The following is a 19,459-nucleotide window of genomic DNA, read 5'->3' as shown; positions in this document are numbered from 1 at the left end:
ATCGCGTCGGAGAACGCATCAACGACGATGCGGTCCCACGATGTCCAGTTTCGCGATCCGCCGGTACAGGGTCGCCCGCGACATGCCCAAGGCCTGCGCCGCCGCGTTGGGCCGCCATTGATGATGCGTGAGCGCTTCGACAATGCGCGTACGTTCGTCGCGAGCGTCGTACTCGCGCGCTGGGATCGTCATGGTCAACGGCGGCTTGCCCACCGCCTCAGGATCGAGCAGCGCCGCAACGTCCGGCGCGACGTGACGCATGTCGACCCGCGACGAATCGCAAAGCGCACACGCATAACGCAACACATTGCGTAACTGCCGGATATTGCCGGGCCATGCGAAGCTTGCGAGACGCTCGGCGAGGCGCGGGTCGAGCGTCAAAACGTGGCCGGCCATTTGCGCTTCTTCGTCGAACACGGCTGCAATGACGTCGCGCACATCCGCGCGTTCGCGCAAGGGCGGCATCGGTAAGCAGGCGCCGCTCAAGCGGTAGTACAGGTCCTCGCGAAACGATCCTTCTGCGACCATCTGCGCGAGATCGCGGTGAGTCGCGCAAATCACGTCGATATCGACCCGCACCGGCGCATCGCCGCCGAGCGGCATCACCTCGCCCTCAGCCAGCACGCGTAGCAGGCGCGTCTGCAGATTGAGCGGCATATCGCCGATTTCGTCGAGAAACAGCGTGCCGGTATGCGCCTGGGCAATCTTGCCGCGCGCGCCGCGACTGCGCGCGCCGGTGAAGGCGCCGGGTGCGTAGCCGAACAGTTCGCTTTCGATCAGCGATTCCGGAATCGCACCGCAATTCACCGCGATGAAAGGCCGCGCGCGCCGCGCGCCTGAATCGTGCACGGCGCGGGCGAAGACTTCCTTGCCGACACCGGTCTCACCGAGAATCAGAATCGGCAGCCGCTTGCCGATCAGACGCAGCGCGACCGACGCGTTGTGGGCGATGCGGGCATCCGCGCTGCCCAGAAACCGGCTCAACGCGCCGACCTGAAGAGCGGCATGAGCGCCATGATGTGACGCACTGTTCGCGCCGGAGACGGCAGCCACGCGAGTCGAGATGCGCAACGGACGTTTGAGCGGCGCGCGAATCCGCGCATGGAGCGTCGAACCGGTGGCCCGCAGACGCAAACAGACAATGCCGTCGCTGCGTGCGGCGTCGTGCAGATCGAGATCGGCGGTGTCGAAGATATCGTCGATATGACGCGGACCGTTCAAGGCCGGAATGCATTCGCGCGCTTTGCGATTTGCCGCCACCAGGTTGCCGCATTCGTCGAAAGCGATCAGCACTTCCGGTTGCGCTTCGACGAAGTTGCGGCTTGCATGCCCGAACAGAATCCAGTGCTGCGTGGTTTGATTGAGGAAATAGCCGTCTTCGATCAGCCCCGCGCTTTGCCGCACCAGTTGAAACACGAGGCGTTGACTGTCGCGGTTATCTGGCGAGCGCACCGCGGAGGCGTCGAGCACGCCGATTATCTCGCCGGTGGGCGCAAAAATCGGCGCCGCGCTGCAGGTCAACGTCGTAAAGGCCGCGCGGAAGTGGTCGGTCTTATGTACGGTGATAGGCGCGAGATCGGTCAGTACGTTTGCAACGCCGCAGGTGCCTTCTTCGCGTTCGGACCAGCATGAGCCGATATACAGGCCCGCGTGCTTGAAATCGCTGCGGCGCTCGCGGTCGATCCGGTAGTCGATCGTGACGCCGTGCGCGTCCGTCAGCAGGACGCAATAGTCGGCCACGCGAATCATGTCGTGCAGTTGCGTCAAACATTGTCCCGAGGTGCGCAGGAAGGTTTCTTCCTTACCTTGGATCTCGCGCAATTCCGCCGAGGTCAGAACGCGGGGCCCGATCACCGCGCCCGGATCGAGCCGGTATTGTTCGAACGAGCGCTGCCACGATGAGACGAGCCGCGCGGAATCGGCGGGTGCGGGCAAGCGTCCTTCGATCGCGCCGCGCACGCGCTCGATATGCTGGGTTTGCGAAACGTATGGCATGGTCGGCTCCGGTCGAGCGACACACAGTCGGTTCAGGCTGATCTTGTAGCACATCCCGCTGCGTGAATCACACTGCAATGCAGCATGCGAGACACGTGAGACGGTCGTCTCACGATTGCATGAGACGCTGTTGCCAGGCGCCGCAATGCAGGCGCCATAAGGTTCAGCGCGACATTGACCGGCGCGGCTGTCTCGCCTCGGACGCGAGACGCGGGCCACGTGAGACATGTTGCGCGACGCGACGCGGTTCATTTGCCTTCGCTTTTGCACCTTTGCCGATAGTCACCACCACGCTGTTCAGCAGAAACACCCTTTAAACAAGGCACTTTCGCCGGACATCGTGCTGACTCCGAAACTTTGGCACACCCCTTGCAGTGTCTCCCGCACGACAAACGCGTCCAGGCGTGAACCCTGATCTCAGGAGACAAACACAGTGCCATCGCCTTTCACCGTTGGCGTCGTCGCGAATCCGGCGTCGGGACGCGACATCCGGCGCCTCACCAGTTACGCATCCGTGTTCCCGACCTCGGAGAAGGCCAACATGGTGGCGCGCCTGCTGGCGGGACTCGGTGCGCTCGGCGTGGACCGCGTGCTGACCTTGCGCGACCGCACCGGCGTCGCGGCGCTGTTGTTGCGCGCCATCGAAACACACGCGGTGGTGGGCACCCAGCAGCGTTGGCCAGCAGTCGATTTCATCGAGCAGCCGATCACCGATAGCGCCGCCGACACGCACGCAGGCGTTGCCGCGATGCTGCGGGCCGGTGTGGAACTGATCGCAGTCCTTGGCGGCGACGGCACGCACCGCGCGGTCGCCGCGCACTGTGGGCGGGTGCCGTTGCTGACGTTATCGACCGGTACCAACAACGCCTTTCCCGACTTGCGCGAGGCGACCGTCGCGGGGCTCGCCGGCGCGCTGGCCGCCTCCGGTGCCGTGCCGCCCGATGTGGCCTTCACGCGCAACAAGCGTCTCGTGGTGCGCTGTGTCGATGGCCGCAATCGCGGCCGGGTCGAGATTGCGCTGGTGGATGTCTGCGTGACCCGGCAACGCTTCGTCGGCGCGCGGGCGATCTCCGAGCCGTGCGATATCGAGTCGCTCTTTCTCACCTTCGCGTCGCCCGACGGCATCGGCCTGTCGTCGATCGGCGGCGCGTGGGCGCCGGTCGAGCGTACGGCTTCGCATGGCCTGCATCTGCGTTTTGCACGCCCCGGCGAGTCGGGCGTGCCGCTGGTCGCACCCATTGCACCGGGCCGCGTCGAGCGGGTGCTCATGCGCACCTGCGAGCGTTTCGAAGTGGGCGGCTGGACCCCGCTCGAGGCCGAACACGGCACGCTCGCATTCGACGGTGAACGCGAAATCGAACTGGAGCGTGGCGATCGATACGAAATCTTACTCGACTGGGACGGCCCACTCACCGTCGACGTCGAACGCACGCTGCGTTACGCGGCGTCGCGGCAACTGGTTCGTGAAGTGGCACACGTGGTCATGCAGCAAACGTAGTGGCGTAGAGGCAGGGCATTCATTTCAAGGAGACACACCATGTCGGTTGCAACGGATTTGAGCAAGGACGAACTGCTGAACGCGTATCGCATGATGCGTACGATCCGCGAGTTCGAGGAGCGTCTGCACGTGGAGTTCGCAACTGGCGAAATACCCGGTTTCGTGCATCTCTACGCGGGCGAAGAAGCGTCGGCGGTGGGCACCATGCTGCATCTGAACGATGCGGACTATGTGGCCACCACGCACCGGGGACACGGCCATTGCATCGCAAAGGGCGTCGACGTGCGCGGCATGATGGCCGAAATCTACGGCCGCAAGACCGGCGTGTGCCACGGCAAAGGCGGCTCGATGCACATTGCGGATCTGTCGAAGGGCATGCTCGGCGCGAACGGTATCGTCGGCGCGGGTGGCCCGTTGATCTGCGGTGCGGCGCTCGCGGCCAAGTACAAGAAATCGGGCGGCGTGGGCGTGTGTTTCTTCGGCGACGGCGCGTCGAATCAGGGGGTGATTTTCGAGTCGTTGAACCTGGCCTCGGTCTGGCGTTTACCGGCGATTTTCGTCGCGGAAAACAACGGCTATGCCGAGGCGACTTCGTCGACATGGTCGGTGGCGACCGACAACATCGCCGATCGCGCGAGCGGCTTCGGCATGCCGGGCGTGATCGTCGACGGTTTCGATTTCTTCGCGGTGCATGAAGCGCTCGGCGAAGCGATCGAGCGGGCTCGTCAAGGCGGCGGGCCGACGCTCGTCGAAGTGAAATTCTCGCGGTATTTCGGCCATTTCGAAGGCGATGCGCAAACCTATCGCGCGCCGGGTGAAGTACAGAAACTGCGTGACGAGAAAGATTGCCTGAAACGTTTCGAAGAGCGGGTGGTGCGCGCGGAGATGCTGGACAAGGATCAGTTGCGTGGCGTCGACGCGGAAGTGAAAGCCTTGATCGATTCAGCCGTGAGCGAAGCCAAGGCCGCGCCGTTGCCCACCACCGAGGATCTGTTGAGCGACGTGTACGTGTCGTACCCGTGACATCCGTCGCAGACCTAATCGATTCTCGCAGTTATTTTCATGGGATCAGAGTCAGCGCTCACGCGCCAACCCTGATCGACAGGAGACAGACATGGCACGCAAAATCACCTTCTCTCAGGCAATCAACGAAGCGCTGAGTCAGGAAATGGCCCGCGACGAAACCGTCATCGTAATGGGCGAGGACAACGCGGGCGGCGCAGGCTCGCCCGGCGAGCAGGACGCTTGGGGCGGCGTACTTGGTGTGACGAAGGGCCTGTTTCACAAGTATCCGGGCCGTGTGCTCGATACACCGCTTTCCGAGGGCGGCTATATCGGCGCGGCAGTGGGCGCGGCGGCATGCGGGATGCGGCCGGTGGCGGAGTTGATGTTCATCGATTTCATGGGCGTGTGTTTCGACCAGATCTTCAATCAGGCCGCGAAATTCCGCTATATGTTCGGCGGCAAGGCAGTCACGCCGGTCGTGATTCGTGCGATGCAGGGCGCCGGTTTGCGCGCGGCTGCGCAACACTCGCAAATGTTGACCTCGCTGTTCACGCATATCCCGGGTCTGAAGGTGGTGTGTCCATCCACGCCTTATGACGCGAAAGGCCTGCTGATTCAGGCGATCCGCGACAACGACCCGGTGATTTTCTGCGAGCACAAGCTGCTGTATGGCCGCGAAGGCGACGTGCCTGAGGAGTCGTATGCAATTCCGTTCGGCGAATCGAATGTCGTGCGCGAAGGCGACGACGTGACGATCGTCACATATGGCCGGATGGTGCATTACGCCACCGAAGCCGCAGAGAAGCTCGCCAAGGACGGCATTCAGGTGGAGGTCATCGACTTGCGCACCACCTCGCCGCTCGACGAGGAGACGATCCTCGAGAGCGCGGAGCGGACCGGGCGCGTCGTGGTGGTGGACGAAGCCAATCCGCGCTGCTCGATTGCCACCGACATCTCCGCGCTGGTCGCACAACGCGCGTTCCATTCGCTGAAGGCGCCGATTGAAATGGTGACGGCGCCGCATACACCCGCGCCGTTTGCCGGCGTGCTTGAAGATCTGTACATCCCGTCGGCCCAGCAGATTGCCGACGCCGTGCTGAAAGTGAGAGGGTGAGCGATGCCGATTCATATGATTACGATGCCCAAGTGGGGCCTGTCGATGGAGCAGGGGCATGTGAACGGCTGGCTCAAGGCGATCGGCGACAAGGTCGCCAAGGGCGACGAAATACTCGATGTGGAGACGGACAAGATTTCGTCCGGCGTCGAGTGTGCGTTCGATGGCATCTTGCGGCGGCAGATCGCGCAGGAAGGCGAGACCTTGCCGGTGGGCGCATTGGTCGCGGTGGTGGCAGACGCTGAAACGCCCGACGCGCAGATCGATGCCGACGTGGAAGCGTTTCAGCGCGACTTCGTGCCGGCCAGCGCGGAAGCGGGCGAAAGTGGCCCGCAGCCGCAGAAAGTCCAGATTGGTGGACGCACTGTGCGGTATCTGAAACTGGGCGAAGGCGGCACACCCGCGCTGCTGATTCACGGCTTCGGCGGCGATCTGAACAACTGGCTGTTCAATCACGCCGATCTTGCCGCGCATCGAGCCGTGTGGGCGCTGGATTTGCCGGGCCATGGCGAGTCGGGCAAAGCCGTGGATAGCGGCAGTCCGAAAGAACTCGCGGACGCCGTGATCGCCTTCATGGACAATCAGGGCATCGAGCGCGCGGATCTCATCGGCCATTCGATGGGCGCACTGGTGGCGATGACGGTGGCGGACCAGGCACCCGCGCGGGTTGCTTCGCTCTCCTTGATTTCCGCTGCGGGCCTCGGCAAGGAAATCAACGGCGCCTACATCAGCGGATTTGCAGAGGGCAGCAATCGCAACGCGCTCAAGCCGCAACTGACGAAGCTCTTTGCCGATCCTACGCTCGTCACGCGTCAACTCGTGGAGGATATCGTCAAGTACAAGCGGCTCGAAGGCGTGCAGGATGCGTTGCGCAAGATTTCCGCGGCCGCCTTCGAAGGTGACGTGCAGCGTGCGGGCTATCGTGAGCGGCTTACGGGGCTCGCACCTCGCATCCTGGTGATCTGGGGGGATCAGGATCAGATCATTCCGGCTTCGCACGCGCAGGGATTGCCGGGCGATATCCGCGTGCATGTGCTCGCAGGCAAGGGGCATATGGTGCAGATGGAAGCGGCCGCGGAGGTGAATCGCCTGCTCAACGACTTTGTCGGGCGCTGAGATGGACGCCGCCCTGCACGACGCGGGCGTCACTGCGCTTGGCCAGCACGGCAAGCGCAGTGGCGACAAACTTGCGCGGATTCCGGTGAAGGTCGTCCCGCTCACGAGCAGTGAGGTCTTACCGAAACCGCCCTGGCTGCACGCCCGGCCGATGATGAGCGAGACGGTCGCCGGGATGGCGGCGATCCTGCGCGAACACCGCCTGCATTCGGTGTGTGAGGAGGCGATGTGTCCGAATATCGGCGAATGTTTTGCCCAGCGCACCGCGACGTTCATGATCATGGGCGGCATCTGCACGCGCCGTTGTGCTTTCTGCGACGTCGCGCACGGCCGCCCGGAGCCGCTCGACGAGCGCGAGCCACAGCGGCTCGCCGAAGCGGTGGCGGCGCTCGGTTTGCGCTATGTCGTCGTGACTTCGGTGGATCGCGATGATCTGCGCGATGGCGGCGCGGGGCATTTCGCGCGCTGTATCGAAGCGTTGCGCGAGCACGTGCCGGGGATCCGTGTCGAAGTGCTGACGCCGGATTTTCGTGGCCGGATGGAGCGGGCCTTGCTCGCGCTGTCACAGGCGTGGCCGGATGTGTTCAATCACAACATCGAAACAGTGCCGTCGCTTTATCGGGCGGCGCGGGCGGGTGCGGATTATCGCGGCTCGCTGGAACTGCTTTTGCGCATGAAGCAGGCGAACGAGGCGGTGCTGACGAAGTCGGGCTTGATGGTCGGGCTTGGGGAGTCGGATCAGGAGTTGATCGGGACGCTGCACGACTTGCGTGTGCATCAGGTCGATGTCGTCACGATTGGACAGTACCTCGCGCCGTCGCGCTTTCACATGCCGGTGCGCCGGTATGTGGAACCGGGACAGTTCGCGGCATTGCGCGAAACGGCGCTCAAGATGGGATTTCGCGAAGTCGTGGCGGGGCCGCTGGTGCGATCGTCGTATCACGCGGATCAGGTGGCTGACGCAGCGAGGGGAGCGCTTGCGTGAAGGGGTGAGGTTGGCCGAGGTGACGCTCAGAAACGACAAACCCCACAGGCACGAAGCGCTTGCAGGGTTGGCGGTAAAGCTTTGCGAGACGAATTGCTGGTGCAGGGCCGGAATGGAAAAATTCCTGCTATCGCTTTGCTGGTGCGGGTTTGAGGAATTTTACTGGTATGGATAGCACCAAAAATACCACCGGGCGTAGGCGTTTGCGAGAAAGAGCGAGAGAAGGCCTATCGGCGAACTGGGCATACTGCAGTCGGACGAGTTCGACCCATAACCACCTTTCGATCTAGTGCAAGGGCTATGGAGGGTTGCAAGATGGAACGGCCATTCGCGCGGTCTCCCGGCTGGCAAGTTGTCGGCCGGAGCCGCCATTGATGCGAGCTGGGTTCTACGTCAGCAATGTGTTCGATTGCTGACTGTGGCGGCATCAAGCAGCCGAACGGCAGCTTCCTACATCGGCGAACTCACACTCCCGACCCGGAGCGGACTCTCGACACGCGGGTGCCACCGGTCGCTATCGCGACGTGATCGGTCATTGAAACCTTGGAACGTGCGCTTCGATCGGCGCGAAAGACATTTATCCGTCGCCGAGGCGAGGTGTGCGTCTTCAAAATTTGGTGGGTCACTCGATCTGACTTTCTTGAGACAAGTGCGATCGTCAATAGACTTGCCTTACGACCGCAGGAACCGTTCGACTTTCTTTTTCAGCACCGTAACGAGTTCGGGTTGCATAAATTCGTACCGGTCTGGTATATCGAGGCACACGATCTTTTTACCCCTAATCTGGGACGAAAACCCCTTCGAAAGCTTGGTCTTGTGCGCGCGTTCCATGACAAAGATCACCTGCGCCCACTCTATTTGCTCTGCTGACAGGACGGTCTCTGCGTCCGGTGCGAGTCCTGCAGAATCGGTCTCGACTCCTGGCCAAGCAGCGAACACCGCTTCTGCAGTTGGACTTCGAAGCCGATTACGGCTGCAAACGAAAAGCGCTCGATTCAATATGGCCCCGGGGATGTGACGTTCGTCGTATGTTAGCGGACACGACCGCTATCGGCGGACAACCGGTCATTCGTCTGACACTGCTGAAGGACCGAAGTTGGCCGGGAGGCCGACCAGCGGCTGTTTGGCATGAGTGACTTCCGCTGATGTGTCGGCGCACATTCCCTGCCGGCAGCATACAGGTTTTGCTGTGCCAATTTGCGGCATAGTGCGGCATAATGTGGCTCTCTCAGGTTCTGGCACGGCCCTCGGAATAGCCAGAATCTTCAGCCGACCCTAACCCGGTCGGCTTTTTTTCGACCTGAGCGTACGCACCGGCGGCTACGAGCGTTCGCTGCGACCGCCCACCTAGAAGCCATCGGCACCACGCGACCCGGAACCGCCTTTCGGATTCGCGACACCGCAACGACCGCTTCCAGAGGCGAACCGGCGTCTGACCGGCGCATTGGCCAGACAAGCGAATGACGCTTGCCGGCCGCATCGGGGCGATCTGAAGGGGTGCGTTTTTCGACTGGAGCGATCGACTTGCGTTTGCACACAGCCTCAACCCGAATCAGTCTTACGTGCCAGGCCGTGCCCGCTCATACGGTAGCACCGACATTCCGGGTTTTCGGCATGCGAAAAAGACGGGGTGCAAGTTGTCTACTCAGTCGTAGAATTTGATTCTGAGTCCATTCCTGACGACCAGGAGAGCACCGGTGGAGCGCCCTGAGCGTACGAGTCGAGGCGCGTCCGGTGTCAGGGCGCGGACTTGGTTAGAGGAGCGCGAAATGGCAAGTGAAGAATACGAAACGGACTATCTCGTGGTCGGTGCCGGGGCCGCCGGGATGGCGTTTACCGACGCGCTGCTCACGCATTCCGACGCCACGGTCACCATAGTCGATCGCCGCCATGCTCCCGGCGGACACTGGATCGACGCCTATCCCTACGTCCGTCTCCATCAGCCCTCCGCCTTCTACGGGGTCAGCTCGGTGCCGCTCGGGCAGGACGCGCTAGACGTGGCCGGGACGAATGGGGGCTACTACGAACTCGCCGGGGCAGACGAGATCCGGGCCTACTTCGCGCAAGTCATGCATCGCCGTTTTTTGCCCAGCGGGCGCGTCCACTACTTTCCGGGCAGCGATTACCTGGGAGGAAACCGCTTTGTGTCCCGGCTCGCGCAAAAGTCATGGAAAGTGCGTGTGCGGCGCAAGGTCGTCGACACCACGTATATCGAAGGCACCGTTCCCGCGACGAGCGCTCCCCCCTTCGAAGTAGCCAATGGCGTTCGCTGCGTGCCCGCAGGCGAGATCACGCGTATCACGGAGCGGCCTGAGCGCTTCGTCGTCATCGGTGCAGGCAAGACGGCCCTCGACACCTGTGTATGGCTGCTGGAACAGGCCGTGCCCGCTTCGTCCATCCGCTGGATCAAACCACGAGAGGCATGGTGGGTGAACCGCAGGTTCCAGCAGCCGCAAGCGCTGCTCCCAGACTCTTATCGCGGCATGGCGATCCAGCTCGAGGCGATGGCACAGGCGACGTCGATCCAGGATCTCTTTGCCCGCCTCGAAGCGGAAGCGTTCTTCCTTCGCATCGATCCCGGCCTCACTCCCACCATGTTTCGCGGTGCGGTGATCAGCGAGGCCGAGTTGGAGCTTCTGCGCCGGATCGAGGACGTCGTTCGCCTCGGCCACGTGCGCAGCATCGGGCGTGGAGAGATTGTCCTGGACGAGGGCCCCGTGTCGACGAACGAGGGGACGGTGCATGTCCACTGCGCGTCGAGAGGGCTGTCGCGACCACCTCTGCGCCCGATCTTCGAGACTGGACGAGTGACCGTCCAGCCATTCCTTTGGGGATTCGTGTGTTACCAGTTCGCGATGCTGGGCGTAATCGAGGCCACTGTACAGAGCGACGAGGAGAAGAACCATCTCTGCCCGCCCATCGCTTACTGGGACGCGAACACGGACTACTTGTCCGCGTTCCTTGCGACTCTTGCGAACGAACGGGCCCGGGCCGCCTACCCGGCACTTGCCAACTGGGCAAAGGAAACACGGCTCAATCCGTTCAGTGGGCTCGCGCACTACCGCGATGCCCCGAACGTCGTGGAAGCTCGTGAACGCATCAAGCGCTTCGGGGCGGCGGCAGTGGGCAATCTCGCGCAGCTACTGAGGACGAGCGCCGCTCAGGCAGGGGGCATCAGACACGCAAATTGAAACGTGGCTTGGATCGCTTCGGGCTGTTCAAGATCGCTCATGGCGTAAGGGCGAAGAGCGGCGGCTGATCGGGTTGGCCGATGATGAGATTTGTGTCATTGCCACGTCTGCGTCAGGTAACTGAGCGGAGCCGACGTCCAGATGGCCGACATGCGACCTGCGCCAACATCTCTTCATTGCCGTACCCGGAAGTACAGCCGGTCCGGTCATCGCGGATTTCGGCCGGGTGTCGAACTACCGTACCGACCCTGAGCAGCCAGTGGTTCCCCCGCAAGTTGTGTGGCCGCTTTCAAACTTGGAGCGGTCGGTCCCGTCCACAGGTTGACTGATCGAAAGCAGTTACCACGCTTCATGCAATCCGTCTCGGCGTGGGGACCTTCGACATCTCCCGATCCGTTTGCATCCGTGCCCGCGCTTTATGCCTGCCAGGAATGACTGTTATCAACGGCGCCTGCCTTCTTCGAGCGGACGCCGACCTTCATCATTTGCTCATCGTCAACCAACAGGAGCAAAACGATGATTAACTTCCAAACCTACACGATCGATAATGCACCGGCCGCTTCGAAGGCCAGTCTCGAAGGCACGAAGCGCGCCTTTGGCTTCGTCCCCAACCTGCAGGCGTATATGGCTGAATCGCCGGAACTGCTGGCCGGTTACTCCGCGCTGTGGGACCTGTTCTCCAAAAGCACGCTGACACCGCACGAACAGCAGGTCGTCTACCTCACCTCGAACTTCGAGAACGACTGCCACTACTGCATGGCCGGCCACAGCACGCTCGCGAAGATGATCAAGATGGACCCGGCTGTGATCGATGCCCTGCGCGCCGGCACTGCGCTGCCTGATGTGAAGCTCGAAGCGCTGCATCGCTTCACGACGATCGTCGTGCGTGAACGCGGTTTTGCGACCGACGCTGAAGTCGACGCTTTCCTCGCCGCCGGCTATACGCGCCGCAATGTGTTCGAGGTGATTCTCGGCGTGGCGACAAAGGTGATGAGCAACTACACGAACCACATCGTGCATACGCCTTACGACGCCTTCATGAAGGGCAACGAGTGGACCAAGCCCCAGACGGCTGTTGCGGCCAGCGTCTGAGCGCAGGTTCGAACTCAATCACCCGATACAGGAGAAGATCATGTCATTGCAAGACAAACTCGACGCGTTCAAGGCGGACTTCAAGGGCGGCAAGCCGCCGTTCTACGCACCGCCTGAGATTCACCCGATCATGGAGCGCGCCACCGCCGAGCTGATCGCAAGCGGACAGGCGGCTCGCGCAATCAAGGCCGGCGACCGCGCACCCAGTTTCACGCTCAAGGATCAGGACGGCAATGAAGTGTCGTCGACGGAGCTGCTACGGCGCGGACCGCTGGTCATCACGTTCTATCGCGGCGTATGGTGTCCGTACTGCAACATCGAACTGCAGGCGATCAACGAAGCGCTGCCGCAGATCGAAGGATACGGCGCGAGCGCTGTGGCCATTTCGCCGCAGACCGCTGTGAACAGCCGCAAGTCTGTGCGTGATAACAAGCTCGGCTTTCCCGTGTTGAGCGACACGAACGGCGAGGTTGGCGCAGCGTTCGGCCTGCGCTTCGCGCTGCCTGACTATCTGGTCGATCTTTACAAGGCCCTGAAGAACGATCTGCCCGCGTTCAACGGTGTTCCGTCATGGACATTGCCGATGCCCGCGCGCTACGTGATTGGCCAGGATGGCATCGTGCTGTATTCGGAGGTGAATCCCGACTACACGTATCGTCCGGATCCGGTCGATATGTTCCCTGTCCTAGAGCGTGCGAACGCAAAGGTTTAAGCGGGCGCACAAGCCGTCGCCGCCTTCGGGCGGCTTTTCTTTTCCCTCATTTTATTCACACCCACTGACCATCATGACAAAGCGTACTTTTCTGGTGACGGGCGCCACCAAAGGCATCGGTCTCGCGCTCAGCGAGCGGCTCGTCGCGGCAGGGCATCAGGTCATCGGCATCGCTCGTTCGCACGCGGCGTTTCCTGGCGAACTCGTCACGCTGGACCTCGGCGATCGCGGCGCAACCGACGCAGCATTGCGCGAGTTGGCGCAACGCCGTCGCGTCGACGGCATCATCAACAACGTCGGACTGGTTCGGCCGCAACGTGTTGAAGCGGTCGATCTCGATGTGCTCGACGAAGTCTTCTCCGTGAATCTTCATCCGGCCATCCAGACAGCGCAAGCATTTTTGCCCGGCATGCGCGAGCGCGGCTGGGGGCGCATCGTCAATATCTCCAGCCTCACCATTCTGGGCATCACGCAACGCACGGCTTATGCCGCTGCAAAGGCCGCGCTCGTTAGCTTCGCCCGTACATGGGCGCTGGAACTCGCCAAGACAGGCGTCACGGTGAATTCGGTGGCACCGGGTCCGACCGAAACGGAGTTGTTTCGCGCCAACAACCCTCCCGGAAGCGAAGGCGAACAGCGCTATCTGTCCGGGGTGCCCATGGGGCGCTTCGGAAAGCCGGAAGAGATCGCCGCCGCAATCGCGTTCCTGCTTTCCGATGATGCGGGTTTCATCACCGGGCAGACGCTCTTTGTCGACGGCGGCGCCTCAGTCGGCAAGGCCGGAATCTGAAGGCAAGCTGTCGGTCGGTCTGGCAAACAGGCTTTCGACGAAGGCGACAAAGGCGCGCGCTTTCGTCGTTGCCATACGCCCGGAAGGAAAGACAGCCCATACATCGACGCCCGGCAGCGTCCAATCCGTGAGCGCCGCCTGCACGGAGCCGTCCGCGTGTCCGAAAGCCCATGAGTCTCCACCGCTGCGCATCGCGTGAACGATCGCCCGATGCTGGCTGAGTTCGGCGGGCGAACGCGGCACCCCATGTCGCGCGAAGTACGCCTTCGTGCCGACAACCATCCGTTTTCCGCTTGCGACACGACGCGCCGTCATCGCGGAGTCGTCGAGTCGGCCCATGCGCAACGCGACGTCGACGCCTTCCTCAAGCAGATCGATCGGACGGTCGTCCATGACGATCTCCACGTCGAGGTCCGGATGCTGCTCGAGGAACGCCCCAAGCGCTGGGATGACATGCAGCCTCGCGAAGGTCACGGCGGCGCCCACGCGTAGCCTCCCGACCAGTCCCTCCGACGACTCACGCACCGAATGTTCCGCGCGATCGGCTTCTTCGATCGCCAGGCACGCATGTTCATAGAACCGCTGGCCAGCATCGGTGGGCGTCAGGCCACGAGTTGAGCGCAAGAGGAGCCGGGCGTTCAGATGCTCTTCCAGTTGCGCGATCGATTTCGATACGGCGGGCTGTCCAATCTGAAGCCGACGCGCCGCAGCCGAGAACGAGCCAGCCTCTACGACGGCGGTGAAGGTTTCCATTGCGGCCAGGCGATCCATGCGGGCGGTGTCTCGGTAGTGGAAAAAGGTATTGAAAAAAAAGGGAGGGCCAGTCCCGCTGAGCGCGAGCGATATCGCGTCGCACGCCGACGACCGCGCAACTCTACCGCAGCCAGATGCTCTGACCGCCGCGCGGCGACAGCGTGCCTTGCCACAGTCTCCGTCAGCGTCGGGATGGCACCGCGCGACCGACCCCAAGGTGTGCTCATGCCTGAGCGGAATAGCTTCTATCGCCGCGACAGTGCTTCCGGGACAGACGCCAATCGCCGAAAGTCACGTCATCCCATTCAAGGTTTCAGGAGTCAAATCCATGTATCAGGTCTACGCATTTTCCACGCCGAATTCCGTCAAGGTGCCGATTGCGCTCGAAGAACTTGGCTTGCAATACGAACTGCACGCGGTGAACGTCCGGAAGGGGGAGCAAAAGCGCGCCGATTTCGTCGCCTTGAATCAGAACGCCAAGGTGCCGGTGCTTCGCGACGATGAACGTAGCTTCACGCTGAGCGAGTCGGCCGCGATCCTCGTCCATCTCGCGGAGCGTCACGGCGCGTTGCTGGCGCAGGAGCCGCTCACGCGCGCGCGTACCTTCGAGCAGCTGTTTGTACATGCATCCGGCCTCAGTCCGGCATTCGGCCAGGCGGGATATTTTCTGCGCTCCGCACCAGCCGGCTCGTCGGAGCACGCGCTGGACCGCTTCGCGCAGGAGGCCCGTCGCCAGCTCGGATTGCTCGACGCTGTGCTTTCTACGCGGACCTTCGTCGCGGGCGAAGACTTCTCCATCGCTGACATCGCCCATTTCGGCTGGATCTGGCGCCGGACGTTTCCGGATCTGACACTGGACGATGTGCCGAACGTGCAGCGCTGGTACGACGCAGTATCGAATCGCCCGGCGGTCGGACGGGCAATCGCAAGAATCGAATCGCTCGCCGAAGACAGGCAGGCAGCGTGAAAAATACCGTGTCGAAATCCCGTTTGTTGATTGCGTTCGCCACTCTTTCGATCGCAGTGGGGATCGTTATGAGCCGTCCGACATCGATGCAACGATCCGTGCCGTTATTTGGCGCCGCGGTGAGCGCGGAGCTTGCCCGCGTCATAGGCTTCGGCATGGTCTAGATATCGCGCAGCATTTGCCAACCTCGAATCAACGCCTACGTGAACAAAATGGACAAACTCTTCAGCAGTATCAATGTCGGACCTTTCGAACTCGATCACCGCGTCGTGCTCGCCCCGCTCACGCGTATGCGCACCGAACATGGCAACGTCCCGGGCGATCTGATGGTGGACTACTACATGCAGCGAGCGTCGAGTGGTGGTCTCTTGATCAGCGATGCAACCGCCGTCTCGCCGCTCGGCATTGCTTATGTCGACGCACCGGGGATCTTTAACGAAGAACAGATGCGAGGATGGAAGCGCGTGACCGAGGCCGTGCATGCGAAGGGCGCCCGCATCTTCCTGCAAATGTGGCATGCGGGGCGTCAGGCGCATCCGGCCAACACGGGCGGGCTGATGCCAGTAGCACCGTCGGCGTTGCGATCACTCGAACATGCGGCGATCCGCGACGGGAACGGAAACGTCGTCGAAGCGGAACTGGTCGTGCCGCGCGTACTGGAGATTGACGAGATCGCGGTCATTGTCCAGCAGTTCCGCCGTGGTGCCGAGCTTGCAAAACAGGCTGGCTTCGACGGTGTGGAACTGCATGGCGCGAATGGATACCTGTTCGAGCAGTTTCTGCTGGACGGAACCAACCAGCGTACAGACTGGTATGGCGGCGAGATCGAGAACCGCGCGCGCTTTCTGTTTGACACGCTCGACGCCGTCGTGTCCGTGTGGGGACCGGGTCACGTGGCGCTTCGTCTGTCGCCGAGCGGAACGTACGGAACGATGTCAGACAGCGATCCGCACGCCACGTTTGGCTATGTAGCGCGCCGTCTCAACGACTATGAACTGGCGTACCTGCATGTCATCGAACCCCGCATTCGCGGCATCGTCGAGCAGGCAACCCAGGAGGGCGACGTGATGTCGAAGGACATCAGACGCATCTATCGGGGGACCGTCATCGCGGCCGGCGGGTTTACGGGAGACAGTGCGGAACAGATCATTGCCGATGGCCACGCTGATATGGTCGCTTTCGGACGGATGTTCATTTCCAATCCGGATTTACCGCACCGTCTGCGCAACCGGAGTCCCCTTACACCGTACGACCGCTCGACGTTCTACGGTGGCGATTCGCGAGGTTATACCGACTACGCACGCGATTCTGCGACCACGGCGTAACAGAGCGCGTGGGTCACCGGTCGGGCGCGCGCCGGAAATGGTAGACGGGGCCACCGGCGCGTCTTCGGTGCAAAGCGGCCATTTGAACGTCCGATGTTCGAAGTGGTCGAGCGACTGCTCCTGGCCGCACTCTGTCTACCAGTGATCGGCAGCACGCGACCCGCTGCTCCTCGACGAACTCGCGCAGACTTCTCAAATACAGCTTGAAACGGACGGTCAAGGCCATCCAGGCGGTTCGAAGTTTAGTGTCGATCGGGACCTCCGTTGACGAGCAAAAGGACTTATTCGCCCGTTCGCTCGCGCATGCAGGGATGCTCGTTCCGCTGGTGGACCTTCGCTCTTACTGAATGGGTCCCGGTTTAACTTCCCCGCTCGGAAGAACAAGTTTGAAAACCGCCCCATGGGGCGCGTTTGCACACGCCCAAAGTCGCCCTCCGTGCGCCTCGACAATCGACCTGCAGACCGACAAGCTTATGCCCAGGCCATGTTCCTTCGTCGTGTAGAACGGATCGAAGACGCGCTCCGCCTCCGCTGGTGGTAGTCCCGGGCCAGAGTCCCTAACGGCGACATACACACCATGCGATGAATCCGCGGCCGTGCAGATCCGCACCTCGCGCGTACCCATGCTCGTTGCGCTTATGGCTTCGACAGCATTGACGATAAGGTTGAGTACCACCTGTTGCAACTGAATACGATTTCCTACGACGAATGGCAAGCGATTTTCGAACAACGTCAGCATCGAGACATTGTGCTGCGCCGCTTCGCTCCGCGTCAGCTCGATTACCTCACGGACCGCGTCGTTAATGTCCACGTTGCTCTTGTGTGGGGGCGCTTTGTTGATCAGATCGCGAATCCGGCTTACGACACCGCCAGCTCGCATGTTGTCTCTGATGATGCGTTCGAGCGCCTGCCTGACCTCCCCGAGATTTGCGGGGTTGGAGTCCAGCCAGCGTAGGGCGGCGGAAGCATTCGCTGCTGTCGCGCAGATCGGTTGCTGGATTTCGTGGGCGATCGAGGCAGTGAGCTGGTCCATCGTCGCAGCACGATTCGCACGCGCGAGCTGCACTTGCACTTCGCGGAAGCGTCGTTCGCTCTCCAGCGCAACTTTCTGCTCGGTGAAGTCCCGCGTGACCTTCGCGTAGCCTATCAGTTGACCGGCGTCATTCCTTATCGAGTCAATAACGACATGAGCCCAGAAACGTGTGCCGTCCTTTCTCACGCGCCAACCCTCAGCTCTGAATTTCCCCGTCTCGGCGGCTATGCGCAGGGCGCGGACCGGAATCCCGGCCTGCCGCTCCTCGCCGGTATAAAACAGCGAAAAATTCTGTCCGATCACCTCTTCGGCCAAATAGCCCTTGCAACGCTGGGCACCCGCGTTCCAGCTTACGATTGTCCCGCGAGGGTCAAGCATGTAGATTGCGTAGTCGCTGACGCTTGTGACAAGAAGTTCGTAGCGCTGGACTTCGCTAAATCCTACAGCCGTCGAAGCATTGGTGACTGTCATGGTGTCGAAATCAAGGTCGGACGGCCAAATTGTTTCCGCCTTATCTCGCCTTGCTTGGCAAGGCAGTGGTGGAAAGATTGCTGACGATAGACGATTGGTATTTGGCCGCTGGCCATAACCTGATTTCTCCAGAGCTCAAAACCCTAAATAGTGCGGCGCACCACTTCGTTTTCCATCCGCAGCGCCTGGGTGGCGTGATCCAGATTTACCATCGCGCGAATCGATATGGCACTATGCATCTCGGCCCGTCTGCCGCTTTTGATCTACGTCAAGGCGGTCCTTCCACGATGTCGCGGTCACATGCATTTGCCGGTGTCCTGATGAAGTGCTCGCGAATATATCTTTCGGGCGCGATGAAGGGCTGGGAGCATTTATTGTTCCGAAGCCGGCATGACAGCAGCCATTAGCTCGACGCTCGCAAGCATCGCGAAGACCACACTTGAAGGAAAAAATATCGTCGTGCGCGCCGAAGGTATAACGTGGAAGAGCGTGTATGCTCGTGCCGGATCACCCGCCTGATAGCAACCCCTCTACGCGACCGAATCCATGGTTGCTTTGGCTGTATCGGCAAAGAGAGTAAGTACGCGGTGATGACCAAGAAAAATGCTCGCGTGTCCCCGACACGACCGCCGCTCTGAAATCGGCGGAACGACGCGTCGGTGATGCCACAATCGACTGCGGGCCGGTCAGGACGTTGTTCGCTGTGTACTAGAAGGCTGATCGCTTCGTAGCTCAGCCTCGGCCAAGATGCCTCCCCATCGCGTGTTCAAGGCGACACGATAGTTCGCGCGAGGTCACATTATGAACGACGAAAGTGTGCTCAGTAATGCTATTGCTCATGAAGTCACGGAGCCATTGACGCCGATGATGGCCAATGCCGCTGCCGGCTTGCTCTGGCTTGAGTGCGCAACGCCTGATCTCGATGAGGCGAAGACGGCGTTTCACCGGATCGTTGCGGACGGCCAGCGCGTGGCAGCGGTAGTCGAAAGAATCCAGACAATCTTGAGGAAGCGTGATCTGAACACGGCCGCGTTAGACATCCAAGCGCTCGTCGGTGAAATGAATAAGTTGGAGAAAGATTCACTGCATCGCGCGAAACGAGTGACGGTTTCGGAACAGAAAGCAGTGAAAACTTGCCGGCTATATGCTAAAAGGCGATGGACACGCACCAAGTACATCGGCAGGATTAAGCCGCGCAATTGGTCGTCCTAAGGCAGTCACCTCTTCGAGTTTGCGAGCTGTCGCTCGTCGGGTGAACGTCTCTTGTAAATTCGGTTGCGGCCATCCGATCCACTGTTGCGAACGTCTCCTGTTGGCCGATGGCTGTCCGATGCAATCGGTATATGCTGCCCGAAACTCGCGGGTCGGTGATCGACAGCACGCGACCCTCAATTGCCTTTCGAGCCGACGCA

At 61.5% G+C, this 19,459-nt stretch carries 18 protein-coding genes; 14 read left to right on the top strand and 4 right to left on the bottom strand.

Features of this window, described 5'->3' with window-relative positions; all coding sequences use genetic code 11:
• Nucleotides 1–18: 18 nt before the first annotated feature.
• Nucleotides 19–1,995, bottom strand: coding sequence for a sigma-54-dependent Fis family transcriptional regulator (locus P3T43_RS22750; RefSeq protein WP_429283289.1), 1,977 nt, complete (start codon nt 1,993–1,995; stop codon nt 19–21).
• A gap of 433 nt (nt 1,996–2,428) precedes the next feature.
• Between P3T43_RS22750 and P3T43_RS22745 the strand changes: the two genes are divergently transcribed.
• The 5 genes from P3T43_RS22745 (at nt 2,429) to lipA (ending at nt 7,713) form a co-directional block, all read left to right on the top strand.
• Complete coding sequence (locus P3T43_RS22745) at nt 2,429–3,493, top strand: ATP-NAD kinase family protein (protein WP_429283288.1); 1,065 nt, start codon at nt 2,429–2,431, stop codon at nt 3,491–3,493.
• A 39-nt stretch (nt 3,494–3,532) separates the two neighbouring features.
• Nucleotides 3,533–4,516, top strand: a complete 984-nt coding sequence (locus P3T43_RS22740; RefSeq protein WP_429283287.1) for a thiamine pyrophosphate-dependent dehydrogenase E1 component subunit alpha — start codon at nt 3,533–3,535, stop codon at nt 4,514–4,516.
• Nucleotides 4,517–4,607: 91 nt separating this feature from the next.
• A complete protein-coding gene (locus P3T43_RS22735; protein WP_429283286.1) occupies nt 4,608–5,612 on the top strand; it encodes an alpha-ketoacid dehydrogenase subunit beta in 1,005 nt (334 codons plus the stop codon).
• A gap of 3 nt (nt 5,613–5,615) precedes the next feature.
• Nucleotides 5,616–6,728 (top strand): acetoin dehydrogenase dihydrolipoyllysine-residue acetyltransferase subunit, encoded by a 1,113-nt coding sequence (locus P3T43_RS22730; RefSeq protein WP_429283285.1) that lies wholly within the window; start codon nt 5,616–5,618, stop codon nt 6,726–6,728.
• Between the two features lies 1 nt (nt 6,729).
• Nucleotides 6,730–7,713 carry a lipoyl synthase gene (lipA, locus tag P3T43_RS22725; protein WP_429283284.1) on the top strand — a complete coding sequence of 328 codons (984 nt, stop codon included), beginning with the start codon at nt 6,730–6,732 and terminating at the stop codon, nt 7,711–7,713.
• Between the two features lie 672 nt (nt 7,714–8,385).
• On the opposite strand, the gene P3T43_RS22720 is transcribed toward lipA, so the two are convergent.
• Nucleotides 8,386–8,712 carry a low molecular weight protein tyrosine phosphatase family protein gene (locus P3T43_RS22720; protein ID WP_429283283.1) on the bottom strand — a complete coding sequence of 109 codons (327 nt, stop codon included), beginning with the start codon at nt 8,710–8,712 and terminating at the stop codon, nt 8,386–8,388.
• Between the two features lie 770 nt (nt 8,713–9,482).
• On the opposite strand from P3T43_RS22720, the gene P3T43_RS22715 reads away from it, so the two are divergent.
• The 4 genes from P3T43_RS22715 (at nt 9,483) to P3T43_RS22700 (ending at nt 13,498) form a co-directional block, all read left to right on the top strand.
• Complete coding sequence (locus P3T43_RS22715) at nt 9,483–10,904, top strand: NAD(P)-binding protein (protein WP_429283282.1); 1,422 nt, start codon at nt 9,483–9,485, stop codon at nt 10,902–10,904.
• Between the two features lie 516 nt (nt 10,905–11,420).
• Nucleotides 11,421–11,996, top strand: a complete 576-nt coding sequence (locus tag P3T43_RS22710; RefSeq protein ID WP_429283281.1) for a carboxymuconolactone decarboxylase family protein — start codon at nt 11,421–11,423, stop codon at nt 11,994–11,996.
• Nucleotides 11,997–12,036: 40 nt separating this feature from the next.
• Nucleotides 12,037–12,708, top strand: a complete 672-nt coding sequence (locus P3T43_RS22705; RefSeq protein ID WP_429283280.1) for a peroxiredoxin-like family protein — start codon at nt 12,037–12,039, stop codon at nt 12,706–12,708.
• Between the two features lie 73 nt (nt 12,709–12,781).
• Nucleotides 12,782–13,498 (top strand): SDR family oxidoreductase, encoded by a 717-nt coding sequence (locus tag P3T43_RS22700; RefSeq protein WP_429283279.1) that lies wholly within the window; start codon nt 12,782–12,784, stop codon nt 13,496–13,498.
• On the opposite strand, the gene P3T43_RS22695 is transcribed toward P3T43_RS22700, so the two are convergent.
• Nucleotides 13,475–14,269, bottom strand: a complete 795-nt coding sequence (locus P3T43_RS22695; protein ID WP_429283278.1) for a LysR family transcriptional regulator — start codon at nt 14,267–14,269, stop codon at nt 13,475–13,477. The genes P3T43_RS22700 and P3T43_RS22695 overlap by 24 nt on opposite strands.
• A gap of 310 nt (nt 14,270–14,579) precedes the next feature.
• Here P3T43_RS22695 and P3T43_RS22690 point away from each other — a divergent pair, with 310 nt between their 5' ends.
• Genes P3T43_RS22690 through P3T43_RS22680 form a run of 3 tightly spaced genes read left to right on the top strand, consistent with a single transcriptional unit; the run spans nt 14,580 to nt 16,543 of the window.
• Entirely contained in the window at nt 14,580–15,218 is a 639-nt protein-coding gene (locus P3T43_RS22690) for a glutathione S-transferase family protein (protein ID WP_429283277.1), read from the top strand.
• Complete coding sequence (locus P3T43_RS22685) at nt 15,215–15,382, top strand: hypothetical protein (RefSeq protein ID WP_429283276.1); 168 nt, start codon at nt 15,215–15,217, stop codon at nt 15,380–15,382. Before P3T43_RS22690 ends, P3T43_RS22685 begins: the two co-directional genes overlap by 4 nt.
• 48 nt (nt 15,383–15,430) lie before the next feature.
• Nucleotides 15,431–16,543, top strand: a complete 1,113-nt coding sequence (locus P3T43_RS22680; protein ID WP_429283275.1) for an alkene reductase — start codon at nt 15,431–15,433, stop codon at nt 16,541–16,543.
• Nucleotides 16,544–16,883: 340 nt separating this feature from the next.
• On the opposite strand, the gene P3T43_RS22675 is transcribed toward P3T43_RS22680, so the two are convergent.
• On the bottom strand, nt 16,884–18,047 hold the full coding sequence (locus P3T43_RS22675) for a PAS domain-containing sensor histidine kinase (protein WP_429283274.1): 1,164 nt from the start codon (nt 18,045–18,047) through the stop codon (nt 16,884–16,886).
• A gap of 29 nt (nt 18,048–18,076) precedes the next feature.
• On the opposite strand from P3T43_RS22675, the gene P3T43_RS22670 reads away from it, so the two are divergent.
• On the top strand, nt 18,077–18,454 hold the full coding sequence (locus P3T43_RS22670) for a hypothetical protein (RefSeq protein ID WP_429283273.1): 378 nt from the start codon (nt 18,077–18,079) through the stop codon (nt 18,452–18,454).
• Between the two features lie 394 nt (nt 18,455–18,848).
• The gene (locus P3T43_RS22665; RefSeq protein WP_429283272.1) at nt 18,849–19,259 is read left to right on the top strand and encodes a hypothetical protein; all 411 of its coding nucleotides are present in this window, start codon (nt 18,849–18,851) and stop codon (nt 19,257–19,259) included.
• Nucleotides 19,260–19,459 lie beyond the last annotated feature (200 nt).

The organism is Paraburkholderia sp. GAS41 (assembly GCF_050436545.1).
Taxonomy (GTDB): Bacteria; Pseudomonadota; Gammaproteobacteria; order Burkholderiales; family Burkholderiaceae; genus Paraburkholderia.
This window is presented reverse-complemented; position numbering and strand designations above follow the sequence as displayed.

Bases quoted from the DNA above. Each gene is read 5' to 3' on its own strand.
- P3T43_RS22695 (WP_429283278.1), bottom strand. From the start codon at position 14,269: ATGGATCGCCTGGCCGCAATGGAAACCTTCACCGCCGTCGTAGAGGCT.
- P3T43_RS22750 (WP_429283289.1), bottom strand. From the start codon at position 1,995: ATGCCATACGTTTCGCAAACCCAGCATATCGAGCGCGTGCGCGGCGCG.
- P3T43_RS22735 (WP_429283286.1), top strand. From the start codon at position 4,608: ATGGCACGCAAAATCACCTTCTCTCAGGCAATCAACGAAGCGCTGAGT.
- lipA (WP_429283284.1), top strand. From the start codon at position 6,730: ATGGACGCCGCCCTGCACGACGCGGGCGTCACTGCGCTTGGCCAGCAC.
- P3T43_RS22700 (WP_429283279.1), top strand. From the start codon at position 12,782: ATGACAAAGCGTACTTTTCTGGTGACGGGCGCCACCAAAGGCATCGGT.
- P3T43_RS22705 (WP_429283280.1), top strand. From the start codon at position 12,037: ATGTCATTGCAAGACAAACTCGACGCGTTCAAGGCGGACTTCAAGGGC.
- P3T43_RS22680 (WP_429283275.1), top strand. From the start codon at position 15,431: ATGGACAAACTCTTCAGCAGTATCAATGTCGGACCTTTCGAACTCGAT.
- P3T43_RS22675 (WP_429283274.1), bottom strand. From the start codon at position 18,047: ATGACAGTCACCAATGCTTCGACGGCTGTAGGATTTAGCGAAGTCCAG.
- P3T43_RS22715 (WP_429283282.1), top strand. From the start codon at position 9,483: ATGGCAAGTGAAGAATACGAAACGGACTATCTCGTGGTCGGTGCCGGG.
- P3T43_RS22690 (WP_429283277.1), top strand. From the start codon at position 14,580: ATGTATCAGGTCTACGCATTTTCCACGCCGAATTCCGTCAAGGTGCCG.
- P3T43_RS22740 (WP_429283287.1), top strand. From the start codon at position 3,533: ATGTCGGTTGCAACGGATTTGAGCAAGGACGAACTGCTGAACGCGTAT.
- P3T43_RS22710 (WP_429283281.1), top strand. From the start codon at position 11,421: ATGATTAACTTCCAAACCTACACGATCGATAATGCACCGGCCGCTTCG.
- P3T43_RS22665 (WP_429283272.1), top strand. From the start codon at position 18,849: ATGAACGACGAAAGTGTGCTCAGTAATGCTATTGCTCATGAAGTCACG.
- P3T43_RS22730 (WP_429283285.1), top strand. From the start codon at position 5,616: ATGCCGATTCATATGATTACGATGCCCAAGTGGGGCCTGTCGATGGAG.